Origin of the sequence: Niallia sp. HCP3S3_B10, from assembly GCF_052064465.1 — a bacterium.
GTDB lineage: Bacteria > Bacillota > Bacilli > Bacillales > Cytobacillaceae > Niallia > Niallia hominis.
On record NZ_JBQHVO010000022.1, the window covers coordinates 15,137 to 27,729 of the forward strand.

12 protein-coding genes, 1 pseudogene and 1 other annotated feature (1 of these 14 cut by a window edge) are annotated in these 12,593 nt (G+C 33.0%); of the genes and pseudogenes, 5 read left to right on the top strand and 8 right to left on the bottom strand.

What is annotated here, in order from left to right; genetic code table 11:
• Positions 1–79 precede the first annotated feature (79 nt).
• Positions 80–538 carry a putative iron-sulfur cluster-binding metallochaperone gene (locus tag ACTNDN_RS11395; protein WP_031540533.1) on the bottom strand — a complete coding sequence of 153 codons (459 nt, stop codon included), beginning with the start codon at positions 536–538 and terminating at the stop codon, positions 80–82.
• Between the two features lie 56 nt (positions 539–594).
• Positions 595–989: pseudogene (gene merR1 / locus ACTNDN_RS11400) on the bottom strand (mercury resistance transcriptional regulator MerR1).
• A gap of 191 nt (positions 990–1,180) precedes the next feature.
• Between merR1 and ACTNDN_RS11405 the strand changes: the two are divergent.
• From ACTNDN_RS11405 to ACTNDN_RS11415, 3 genes are read left to right on the top strand one after another with little or no spacing between them, the layout of a single operon-like run.
• On the top strand, positions 1,181–1,537 hold the full coding sequence (locus ACTNDN_RS11405; RefSeq protein WP_042354773.1) for an ArsR/SmtB family transcription factor: 357 nt from the start codon (positions 1,181–1,183) through the stop codon (positions 1,535–1,537).
• Positions 1,538–1,562: 25 nt separating this feature from the next.
• A complete protein-coding gene (locus ACTNDN_RS11410) occupies positions 1,563–2,570 on the top strand; it encodes a permease (RefSeq protein WP_031540531.1) in 1,008 nt (335 codons plus the stop codon).
• 39 nt (positions 2,571–2,609) lie between these two features.
• The gene (locus ACTNDN_RS11415; protein ID WP_311072218.1) at positions 2,610–2,849 is read left to right on the top strand and encodes a thioredoxin family protein; all 240 of its coding nucleotides are present in this window, start codon (positions 2,610–2,612) and stop codon (positions 2,847–2,849) included.
• A 155-nt stretch (positions 2,850–3,004) separates the two neighbouring features.
• Here ACTNDN_RS11415 and ACTNDN_RS11420 read toward each other — a convergent pair whose 3' ends face one another.
• From ACTNDN_RS11420 to ACTNDN_RS11435, 4 genes are all read right to left on the bottom strand, one after another.
• Complete coding sequence (locus tag ACTNDN_RS11420; RefSeq protein ID WP_155986811.1) at positions 3,005–3,142, bottom strand: hypothetical protein; 138 nt, start codon at positions 3,140–3,142, stop codon at positions 3,005–3,007.
• A 101-nt stretch (positions 3,143–3,243) separates the two neighbouring features.
• A complete protein-coding gene (locus ACTNDN_RS11425; RefSeq protein ID WP_031540529.1) occupies positions 3,244–3,612 on the bottom strand; it encodes a hypothetical protein in 369 nt (122 codons plus the stop codon).
• 412 nt (positions 3,613–4,024) lie between these two features.
• Positions 4,025–6,733: a DUF927 domain-containing protein gene (locus tag ACTNDN_RS11430; protein ID WP_051641038.1), complete on the bottom strand. Its 2,709-nt coding sequence runs from the start codon at positions 6,731–6,733 to the stop codon at positions 4,025–4,027.
• Positions 6,734–7,033: 300 nt separating this feature from the next.
• On the bottom strand, positions 7,034–7,306 hold the full coding sequence (locus ACTNDN_RS11435; protein WP_031540527.1) for a hypothetical protein: 273 nt from the start codon (positions 7,304–7,306) through the stop codon (positions 7,034–7,036).
• A 297-nt stretch (positions 7,307–7,603) separates the two neighbouring features.
• Between ACTNDN_RS11435 and ACTNDN_RS11440 the strand changes: the two genes are divergently transcribed.
• Both ACTNDN_RS11440 and ACTNDN_RS11445 read left to right on the top strand, forming a co-directional pair.
• On the top strand, positions 7,604–8,536 hold the full coding sequence (locus ACTNDN_RS11440; protein WP_441131272.1) for a hypothetical protein: 933 nt from the start codon (positions 7,604–7,606) through the stop codon (positions 8,534–8,536).
• A gap of 81 nt (positions 8,537–8,617) precedes the next feature.
• Positions 8,618–9,763 (top strand): tyrosine-type recombinase/integrase, encoded by a 1,146-nt coding sequence (locus tag ACTNDN_RS11445; RefSeq protein ID WP_031540525.1) that lies wholly within the window; start codon positions 8,618–8,620, stop codon positions 9,761–9,763.
• Between the two features lie 198 nt (positions 9,764–9,961).
• Here ACTNDN_RS11445 and ACTNDN_RS11450 read toward each other — a convergent pair whose 3' ends face one another.
• Positions 9,962–10,654, bottom strand: a complete 693-nt coding sequence (locus tag ACTNDN_RS11450) for a hypothetical protein (protein ID WP_031540524.1) — start codon at positions 10,652–10,654, stop codon at positions 9,962–9,964.
• Positions 10,655–11,016: 362 nt separating this feature from the next.
• The gene (tyrS, locus tag ACTNDN_RS11455; protein WP_031540523.1) at positions 11,017–12,273 is read right to left on the bottom strand and encodes a tyrosine--tRNA ligase; all 1,257 of its coding nucleotides are present in this window, start codon (positions 12,271–12,273) and stop codon (positions 11,017–11,019) included.
• 89 nt (positions 12,274–12,362) lie between these two features.
• Positions 12,363–12,593: a binding site (T-box leader), on the bottom strand (it continues 1 nt past the right edge of the window).

Consider the following 12,593-nt stretch of genomic DNA (forward strand, 5'->3'; position numbering starts at 1 on the left):
GTGCTTTATGTTTTATTACTGCATCTTGTTTTATTTGTTGAAAACGAAAGCAGTGAAAATTTATATCTAGCTCTTTTTATTAAGATATGTTTTTTATATAAGTTGTAACATTCCCTAAACAACAACTACCTTGTGGATTGTTTACCTCACAGCCACATCGGTTTTCTTTTATGTTTTCGCGAATATGTTCTACTGGTTTAGGAGTAAGTCCATTTTCCACATATTGTTTAATTTTTTCTTTTGTCCAATCAAAACAATAACAAATTGGTGTAGTTGCTGATTCATCTTTTTGATGTACAGCTACCTTCAAGTCAGATACAAGGTACTTTTTATTATTCGTATCAAAATAGACTACATCACAGACTTTATTTGAACAAAAATAATGATTTTCTTTAGCATTTAATGTTTCTAATGCAGATGGTTTAAGTAATGATTTTAGTGTAATTAACTTTACATTCTTAGCCTTATTTTTGCATGATGGACAACTACCATTATTTTCAACTTTTATTTCTTTGACGTTACTACAACAATCCCCCATAATACTTCTACCTTTAAAAATTTATTATTTCGTAAATTTTCTACTGTTTTCTTTTCTTAATTCATTAAAGCCTCGATAATAGGACATTCGTAAATATTTTTGTTTTCAGGACATCTTTCTTTAAGGTCTATCAACATTTGTTCATTTTTTTTAGATCTTCAATTTTACGCTGGATGTCCCCTAATTTAAGAACAGTGAAATCATATATGTCACGGCACTTTGTTTCGTTGTGATCAACAACCCCTAGCAATTTGTCAATTTCATTTAAGGTAAAACCCAATTCCTGCATCCGTTTTATGAAATGTAATCGATCAACCGTTTGTGGAGAATACATTCTGTATCCTTTTTCGGTACGATTTGGCACTGGAATTAAACCTAAACGCTCATAATACCGAATAGTCTCCTTGTTAACACCACACTTTTCAGCTAGTCCCCCAATACGATATCGCATCTATCTCACCTCAAATATATTATAAACCCTGTACCATAGTACAGGGTCAAGGGAAGTTCTATTTACTATAGTATCGACCACTTCCAACTGCTATTTTTCAATAAACCTAATTATTGTTCACAAAAAGTTAATAATAAAAAACAACAAAACTATAAAACTAGTTTTATACTTATAGTAGGAGGTTGAAACATATGCATATGGAAATACCACTTTCAACAAAAACAACTGTAAAAGATAATCAAGAAACAAAAAACATTGTAAATCAATCTGAAGAAGAACTACCATTTTTAAAAGAAAATGATAAACGAATGGAAAAAGCAGAGTTTTTCAAAGCGTTGGGGGATGAGACGCGATTAAGAATTATTGGGATGTTAGCGATTGATGACTTATGTATGTGTGAAATAGTATCTGGTTTGGATATTCCAACCTCTACTGTTTCACATCATTTGAAACTCCTAGAAAGAGGAAATGTGATTAGGTCTCGGAAAGAAGGACGTTTCACCGTCTATCGTCTGCAAAGAGAAAAGGTTCTTCCTTATTTAAGGTAAGAACAATAGAAAGAAGGAAAATATTATGGAGATATTTTCGTGGCTGAATGACCAGCTTCTCAAAATGGAATGGCTTTCTGATCTAGTCAAATTGCTTGTGCAAAGAGTTTTTCAACTTCCTATTGAAGAAAGACTCGGAGGAAGTATACATTTTTTTATCTATGACACCATTAAAATTTTTATTTTAATGACTGTTTTAATCTTTTTCATATCCTATATCCAAAGTTATTTTCCACCTGAAAGGACAAAAAAACTTTTGGGCGGGATCAAAGGGATAAAAGGAAATATTCTCGGTGCATTACTTGGAACGATTACTCCCTTCTGTAGTTGTTCCAGTATACCCATCTTTATCGGTTTTACATCTGCAGGTTTACCATTAGGTGTCACTTTTTCTTTTTTAATTTCTTCACCGATGGTAGACCTTGCTTCTTTTCTTTTATTAACGTCATTCTTCGGAGTGAAAATCGCTGCCATTTACGTAATTGTTGGTTTAATCCTTGCCGTAATTGGCGGTACACTTATTGATAAATTGAATTTAGGAAATCAGGTAGAATCCTTTGTAACATCAGGACACAGCAACATAGATGGACAAATAGAAGAGTTAACTTATAAGGACAGAATCAACTATTCTGTTGAACAGGTAAAGTCCATCTATAAAAAGGTTTGGTACGCCATTCTTATTGGTGTTGGAATTGGTGCATTGATTCATAATTGGATTCCACAATCGGTTATTGAAACAGTTATCGGAGAGAACAACCCATTTGCTGTTTTAATTGCAACCCTTGTTGGCATACCTATTTATGCTGATATTTTTGGAACTTTACCAATTGCAGAAGCTTTATTTGGAAAAGGTGTAGAAATAGGAACCATCCTTTCTTTTATGATGGCCGTTACAGCTTTATCCCTGCCTTCTCTAATTATGTTAAGTAAAGTAGTGAAGCCAAAATTATTAGCTACTTTTATCGCTATATGTGCTTTAGGAATTATTATTATTGGTTACACATTTAATTCGCTGGATTTCCTATTTTCATAGGGATTACCATATTTTTCACCATATTATATTGTTAAGGAGATGCTTAAATTGATTATTAAAGTATTAGGACCCGGTTGTGCAAATTGTAAAAGATTAGCAAACAATGTAGAAGTAGCAATTGAAGAACTTGGTATAGATGCTGCTATTGAAAAAGTAACAGATTTTAAGGAAATTGCAAAATATGGGGTTATGAGTACACCTGCACTCGTTGTTGACGAACAGTTAATAGTTTCAGGAAAAGTGCCTAAATCTGAGGAAATAAAAAAGTATCTACAATAGATTTAAATAAAAGGATCGGTTATTCGTAAAAATAAACAACCGATCCTTTTTTATCCTTCTAATGAGTAAATGGTCTGGGGGAGTAATTGTGATTCTGTAATGAGCTAAGCTTACACAAGGCATAATTAACCCCCTCTTATAATGAAATCCGTTAGTCAGACGTTATCATCTAATATTTCAATAACAAATTTTGTCTCAAGCTCTTCAACAACTTGCCAATCAGAAGCAGTTGTGTCTGGTCTGATTGGATCACATTCAGAACCAGTTCCAATTTTATCAACAATAACAATCATTTTAAAACAACTCCTTAATCATAAAGTTTTCAAAACGTGTCTCTAAATCTCGCTTACTTTTTATATAAAAAGCTTTATTAATATTCCTTGTTATAAAGTCATTATCGATACTTTCCTGCTCTAATACGTATAGCCTCAATACATACATCTACTAACTTTTCATCGTTCACAGCACAAATGATTTCCGCTACCGAAACCTTATAATCATTATAAAGAGACATTCCTAAATCAACCATTCTTATGGTTGAACCTGTCAACGCAGCAGCATTATGACCACGTTCATCGTCAAAAATATCAGCAAGGGGACCACAGCTTAGATCAATATTATCCTTACAAAAACATTTAAATACTTCGGGGTATGAAGCGATATAAATATTTGCTTCATACTCTAAATCTTTACCGTGGCTTAAAGCATATAATTGCATCAGCCATTTATAATTTTCTAAATGTTCATCGTTAGCAAAATACATATTATTCCCCTTCCTTTATTCAAAAATAAGATAACTACTACCGACAACAAAAATATCAATTCATTTCTTCTATATAAAAATGACTTTGCTACAATTCTATTAATTATCCACAAACTACCATTACACTTTCTCTGGGAATAATTAAAATTCACTATTGAGTACACAAAAGTACACAGTCATTTATTATTTTAGTATTATGAAACCCTTTTGTTACAGTCTTTCTTCGTCAAAGTACAGAAAGTACCCAGAGTACTCTAATTTAATTATCACTCTACTAAATAAAAAAATATTATTTTATTAGAACATTTTCCGGAGAATTACATGTACATTATTATTTAGAGTACTTTGAGTACTTTGAGTACCAATATGTTTAAATACTTTATTTATCAACATCTATTGCAGTACACAGAATCTAACTTTGTTGAATCATTTGCGTACTTTGGGTACTGCAAGGATTTTCAATTGTAAAATCAAACCCTAACTCCTTAATACAAGACGGATTCAAAACAACTGCAGTGAATTTATTATTACCATGCTTGATTTGTTTATAATCAACAACTTTTTCATTTCGTGTAAACTGTTGGGTATACCCTCTCTTTGCCCACTCACGCCTAATCATTTTTTCTTCAGGTCCAAGAAATTTCTTTAAGAAACTTGGCATCAAGCAAATCGTGTTGTGATGATAAACGGCCTTTATATCATTAGGTAGATTATCATAATAGATATCATTTCTTGTACTATCTAACTCATATAACATTTGTTCAAGTATCTCTTTAGGCTTATCCAGTGCATGATTTTCCTTTGCTATTTCATCAAAAAGGCAGACTAGTGTATTTAAATCTATATCAAAATTAAAACCTTTATTTAAAACTGAACCTGTAAAATGAACAGATGCATAGTATAGACTTAACCTTGTTAAAACTTCGTTATCCTTCGATTTTTTCATATATAATTCTTTGAATTTATAAAACTCGCGAATGAAAATGTTCCTTTTCTCCCGCCAATATTTTATAAATTCAACACCAATAGCCCCATGATTTTCGTTCATTGCCTTATATATATCCGAAAAAAATTGATGATCGACTTTAACAAACGGTTGATCTACAATTGAGATAATCCTTGCCGCCGCACCCCCCGCCTTTGCAGCGTAATCCGCTAAGGAAACTTCACCAGTACTTATCAAAATATTGTTCCAAGTCGCTTCTCTTTGTGATCCCTTTAGACTTCCTCTACCTTTAGAGCGACCACCGCTAAACATATAAATAACTGATTGTAATATTCGTTCATCAGCCTTTCGAGTATCGTCCATAAATAAAGGAAAACTATTTAAGAACCCAGCCTTACGCTCTATGGAAACTCTGGTTGCATTCCATTCGTTTATTAAGCTCTCACTGCCCCAAACACTTCTAGCAACCTGTAAGGATGTTGACTTCCCCTGTGAAGTTGGCCCGGATAGGTCTATAATAAAAGGACTTACTTCTAAATCGTGTAAAATAACTGATGCAAAAGAAGCCAAAACAATAAATAGCACTTTGGGGTACGCCTTAATTCGATCCAATACTTCATTTTTCCAAGTTTCTGGAGTCCCTTTTATTTCGAACCCTTCAAGTAACTGGCGTTCTCCAATGTCGTTAGGTACAATCTCCACACCACAAGACTCTAATGGATGAATAAAGTTATTCTTAATACGGCCTAACCTCTCAACCATATGGCAATGTTCCAACCCATTGAATGATAAATACTTATCAAAATAGTTAATCAAATCTTTGTAATTTATATCGTTTACAGAAAAACCTTTATCTGCTAATGTTAGTAGTTCTTTTCTAGTGGATAGAGTACTGGCCGGTACAATTTCATGTTTTTCTTGCCCCCGATTCATCCACGTTATCTCATAATGAACGCTGTTTCTTTCGATATTTGAAAACTCTTTTATTATCTTTGGAGCCATACGTGAAACTATTACCTCTTCTTCAACTTCCACCCCTTTTACTTTTCTGGTCACAGTCTTAAATAGCTTGTTACCAGCTATGAAATAAGGTAATGGGACCATTGTATTGGAAGAATGTGCATCAGCGATATTATTTTTCATTCCGATTGCGATAGGACTGTTAATGATATTAGAATATTTACAACCGTTACATACACCAAACTCTTCGTTAATTGAACTGCAGGTTCTTGGTTTCATTTTTGAGCGAATTTCTGTTATTTTTCGATTCGTTTCACTTTCTGTGTAACTTGGATGTCCCACACTCCATTCATGACAAATCTTTTCATAACTTTCACAATAAGCGCCGATTGAAAGTGCAGCCATCCATTCGGAATATGTAGCACTCTCTTTGTTATCTAAGTAAGATTGAATGAAATTACAACCTTCTATAATGGGTTTAACTTTTGCATCTGGCAGTTGAGGCTTTCTATCTTTTATCCCATGATTGTTATTTGAAGGGTTTTTTATTTCCAATTCTTCGATTGCATTGCGCAATTCCATTAATGAATAGCGGTGATCAGACATTTTCAAGGTGCTTACTAACTTCGGTTGTTCCTTACGATTATATGTACCCGGAACCCTCAAAACCCTTGCTAAGTCACTTGTATTATCAATGTGAAGTCCTTTTTCTTTTGCTAATCGAATGAATACTGATTGAAATCTCTTCAGCATTCTATCAGCACTTTCACGATCATTTTCCGTTAATATACGTACTGCTTCATCAAACAACCAATAACAATGCCATCCACCACCACTATTAATCATAATAGACGGCTCTAAAGGAAATGTATCTAATATAACTTTTGCTTCTTGTTCATTTGGAAGGTTCTTAGCTGCATGTTTTCCACCCTTTATATCAATTTCCACCCACACACCGGGTAAATATAAAATATCCGTGTTTCTACCTCTCTCATACTTACCAAGTCGTTCTTTTCGTAAACCCACACCAATATATACGTTATATTCCTTAGCTAACATCGTTGAATCAAAAGCAGCTGTTTCTATTTCCTTAACTTCATACCATTTAGTTTCTTTATTTTCAGAAGTCCACAAAGAAAGAAAACCATTATTAATTTTGCCATATAAAGCATTAAAAAAATCACTTGCTAGTTTTATGCTTTGGCTTTCATTCATAATATCACCATCATTTCGTACAGTATTAATTGTTAAAATCTACTTAAATTTTCTAGATCAAAATTATGGTCTTTTGATATATTGGTAGTGTATTAATTTTTAAAAATCAATGTTGGAGCATTGAATTCGACCTTTGTAATAATCTGTTGTTCTGCTTGATTACAATTAATTAAATTCGGTTAAAAACTTAGTTTATTTTTCAGTATAAATGGTTGAAACTAGCAAATAGATTAAGCGTCTGTCCACTACTATTTTTTTATTTATCTATTTACCTCTATAACTAGTTGTCTATACTTCTTTTTACCATTCGTTCATAATTTCTCTTATCACACGTTTCGATTCTTCATAAAACCAGTACCTCTTACCTTTTTCTTTTCTTCTTTCCAATAATTTCATTCGTGGATCACGTAAAAACTCAACTTCTAAGGTTGATCTACTCATACATGTTCGTTTAGACATTTGATCAACATCCCAAATAAATAACGCTTCTTCTATAGACTCTTCTAGTTTTTGATTAATATAATTTCTAACCTCATCTTGATTAACATCAACTTTTATCTGTGCCATTTGCATGTAATCTTCCTCCGCTTTTTGTTTTTTTGTTAAAACAAATTATTTCTCCATTTTCTCGTAAAACTTTAAATGGACTTAATTTGTTTCATATTCGTAAGTTAATATAGTTTGTTTAACATTCTGATTGATTTTTAATGCATTCGTTAATTATTAAACAAACAAATCAAACTTTTGTTAAACTTATAATAACAACACTTTGTTTTATCAGGCAAAAAATAACCCTCGGAAATTTTTCAAACATTTAAAGTTGCTATTTTTATATCAATATTAGATAATAATTATCAAAGAGGTGGGGATATGAATTATGCAGATTTATTAAGATGTTATATTAAAAAATCAAGATTAACTTTAGATGAAATATCATTAAAACTTAGACAACAAGGAATAGCAGCAACAAAACCTTATTTAAGTAAACTTCAAAATGGAAAAACCCCTCCAGCAAGTGATAAATTGAATCAGGCACTTGCAGAAATCACAGATGGAGATGCCAAAAAGTTACAGTGGGCCTCATTTGTTGAAAAGGCGCCAGAAGATGTTAAAAGGTTCTTTACTTTAGTAGAAAATCCATTAATGTTTTCTCTATTAAAAGTAGAAGAAAAATTCCCCGGATTTTTAGAGGGTAAATATAAAGGTAGTAATCTTACCAAAGAGATTATGTATTCCGAAGAGTTTAAGCAGTTTTACGATTTATTTGGAGCTTTTATTGAAGGCATAGAAAAAGAGAATCAAAACCCTATATCAAAAGAGGAATATGAGGAAATATATAAAGAAGAACCACCATTAGAAAAGGGAAAAGTTATTCAAATTAATCTATATGAGGCTTATCTAGATCATGCTAAGAAAACTATAAATAAAACTCCTGACCAACTACTAGATGATGTTACATTCTTTAATGTATGTACAGAAGCCTTTCATGCCCTTGAATTAAGATTAGACCAAATAATAGCAAACTCTATAATAAGAAACGGTGCTGAACCTGAATGGGCTACAGAATACATTGAAGGTCTTTCATTAAGAGAAAAGCTTGAGTCTGATCTAAAAATACATTTAGGTTATGATATTACTGCTGAATCATTTTATACGGATTTAGTGAACATTATTAAACTAAGGAAGCAACCTGCTAACCCTTTAGCTAAAACAGAAAAAAAGACCGCAGAAAACATAATAAATATAATTGAAAATGCTATTAAAGCCATTAATCTAAAAGTTAATGAAAATGGTTTTGAATGACATTATTAAATTTTAGGAGGTGATGCCGTTTAATATCAATCCCCCATAAGCGTCTGTCCACGTTTGAAAGGGAAGATATTCATGAAAAAATACAAGTCCAAAAAAGATAATGATTTATACTATTACTTTAATGTTAAAAATGAAAAATTATGGGGATACCGTTATCGATATTATGATGCTCTCGGAAAAAGGAGAGAAAAGTCTCAACAGGGATTAAAGTCCGAAAAAGTTGCATACCGTGCCTTACTTGAAGTAAAGGCTAGTATTCTCAATGGTGAAGTAAAGCAAGTGGAGAATTCGAATTTAACAGTCTCAGAGTGGCTGGATATTTGGTTTGAAACTCATAAAAATGACTGGGAAATTACAACACAATTGCAACGAGAAAATGCTATTAAATATCAAATGAAGCCGATGCTTGGAAAATATAAGTTAGCCGAATTAGACAAGACCACCTATAAACGAGTATATATTAATAAACTTTTGGATTATTATGAACCTAGTACAGTACAATTATTTCATCGGCTCTTTAAGGTTGCGATTAACGCAGCAGTGGATGATGAAATTATTCCACGCAATCGTTTCAAGAAAATAACCATTCCAGTTGAAGAGGTAAACGATAACTTTCTCACAGCTAAGGAATTGAATGAATTTCTTAAAGCTGCTAAGGAATTAGAGAATATTACTAATTACACACTCATCTTACTTTTAGCATATACAGGTGTGAGGAAAGGTGAAGCTTTAGGGTTAAAGTGGAATAATATAGACTTAGAAAATAATAAAATTACCGTTGAACGTACTAGAGATAAAAAAGGGGCCCGTACTCCTAAAACGAAAAATAGTTACCGGACTATCAGAGTTGATAATATTTTAGTAAGCCAATTAAAACTGTACCGTACTTGGTGCAAGATGACAAAGCTATCATTCGGTAAACACATTTCAGACGATGACTTTGTTTTTATCTCATATCAATCTGGTACTCCAACCGGAGAAAACACATTAAAATATAGTTTTGACCGAATCATCAAAAAAACGAAGTTAAAACGAATTACTCCACATGGATTACGTCATACCCATGCAACTATTTTGATTAGCCAGAAACAACCTGTTAATGTTATTGCTGATCGGTTAGGTAATACACCCCAAATGATTTGGGATACTTACGGTCACATCTTTAAAGAGATGGAAGAAGAATCAGTTATTGCATTCAGCCAAGCATTACATTTCTAATATTGGGGGAGGTTTTGGGGGAGGTTTTCAATATAACCGCCTCAAGCCTTGAAAACACTAGGGTTTGTAGGACTATTGAGTTCTACTCTCGTTAATAGAATTGTTATATTTAGAAAATCCCTGATTCCATATGGAATCAGGGATTTTCTATTTTAGTGAAGATGCTTAAAAAGAATTATTTATTATTCGATGCTTTTATTAAAACTCTCTTTCTTCTCCCATTGGGAAAAGCAGCGCTCCCCAATCAATCTTCTCTTTTTTTCGCGGCCTTCTCACAAGGATATTATTAATATAAAGTCCTTCCTCATAAAAAAATGTCGCTACTTGGACTTGATGAAAAAACGGAAAGAACAATTCTTTTATTCTAATCTCTAAGTCCCTTGTGTATTTAATGTTTGGCAGACTAATTTGAATAACCGTTTTATCCCGTTTTTGTTCATACACTAGCCAGTATTCATGCACTACTTGAGATATTATCTTTTGAAATTCTATATTGTTCTTTTCACAAGTATAGCTCTCCCTCTCACCTAAAACCCTTGGATTCTTGAATAACTCTATAACTCCCTCATTTTGAACACCTAGACTCCATTCTGGCGAAACGAGATCACCAGTTAGGATTGTCGGAAAGACATCCATTCGATCCTCGACTTTCATCTGTTTCTCTATATAATTTATTATCGCAAAATAAGAGGAACGAATATCCCGGCGTTTTACTTTTGTTACTATTTGATCGTATATTTCTTGACGCAAATTAGTTAGAGTCACAACATTATTTTTCCATCTTACTTTATCGAAAAGCATTTGAAATTCCGGTATTACATAACTGCTTTCAAAATGGCTTAAAGGGTACTGGAAGGCAATGGAGTAATGGTCTTTTTCATAATACTTCATCATAAACATCCGCATTACTATATACTCTAAAAAAGGAGACGGTACATTTAATACTTCACTGTTTAATTTCATCGCTTATACAGGAGAGGTAAATCTATTCTACATCTACCCGTTTCTCCCTCCCTTAATTAATTGTTTATGTCTATAAGTATAAATCATTTTATAGAATAAACAGATTGCAATTGGAAGAAAATATATCTTTTTCACATTTTAGACAATATTTTGTAACAAAATGTTGCCATTAGAAAAAGAGGAAGCAATAAGATAGAACCTTCACAATTGAATATTTAGCTTGAGCATATACAGTTTCTCCCTTTCATAAAAAAAATGCCTCAAAAGTAATCCTTTTGAGGCATTTCCCTTTAAAACTTAATTAAATAATATTTTTTCTTTCCACGTCGAATGACAGTAAACTGTCCTTCAATCCGATCTTCCTCTGTCAGGACATAATCTAATGCCTGTTTCCGTTCCCCATTAATATAGACAGCTCCATTAGTTATATCTTCACGCGCTTGTCTTTTCGAAGATACAATCCCTGCTGCTACAAGTAAATCTACAAGAAGGGCTTCTCCCTCTTTATGTTCATATGTCGGCACATCTTTAAAACCTTGTTTTATTTCTTCTGCAGTTAAGTTTTTTATATCACCGCTAAACAATGCTGCAGTTATCTTTTGTGCTTGTTCAAGTGCCACTTCGCCATGAATTAATTTTGTCATTTCTTCTGCCAATGTTTTTTGTGCCTTACGTAGATGTGCTTCCTCTTGTACCGATTTTTCTAATGCTTCTATTTCTTCTTTTGAAAGGAAAGTAAAGAATTTTAGATATTTAATTACATCTGCATCGGCAGTATTAATCCAAAATTGATAAAACTCATATGGAGTTGTTTTTTCAGGATCTAACCAAACTGCTCCACTTTCCGTTTTCCCAAACTTAGTGCCATCTGCTTTTGTTACAAGAGGTATCGTTAACCCGTAGGCCTTTGCACCTTCTGGCATATTCTTTCTAATTAATTCTAATCCAGTTGTAATATTTCCCCATTGGTCGCTGCCGCCAATTTGCAATTTGCAATCATGGTTTTCATATAAATGTAAAAAGTCCAATGCTTGTAATATCGTATACGTGAATTCTGTAAAGGAAATTCCTGTTTCCAAACGATTCGCAATCGTATCTTTTGCTAACATATAATTGATACCAATATGCTTTCCATAATCACGTAGGAAGGTTACAATATCCATCTTCCCTGCCCAGTCATAGTTATTAACCATTACTGCACCATTTGCTCCATCAAAATCAAAGATTCTTTCTAATTGAGATTGCAAGCATTTCACATTGTGTCCAATAACGTCTAATGTTTGCAGCTTTCTTTCTTCGCTTTTTCCACTTGGGTCTCCAATTAAACCAGTTGCCCCACCGACTAATACAATTGGTCGATGCCCAGCATTTTGAAAACGTCTTAATGTTAGAAATGGCAGTAAATGGCCAATATGCATACTATCAGCAGTTGGATCCACTCCACAATACAAACTAGTCATTCCTTTTGCTAATTGCTCTTTCAAGCCATCTTCGTCTGTTTGTTGATAAATAATCCCTCTCCACTGAAGATCTTCTAGTAAGTTCATTTATATTCCTCCATTAATTATAAGTAGTTGTACTTATCATATTTTTCGTTATTGTTGATAGGTAACGCAAAAAAGTCCCTGCAATTAAATGCAGGGACGCCAAATTAGCGCGGTACCACCCAAAACTTGAGAAAATGATTCTCCACTTTAATTAGAATAACGGTTTCTACCGTTCACTGCTACTAATACACAAATATGCGCAATTTTCCCAGTGAAAGCTCCAGGAGGTAATTCATCCTTTTATTTATACCATTTTCCACCAACCAATGGCTCTCTGTTTCTAGTGATAAAAGAACTACTTCTTCCCTTCAAAGCAATAA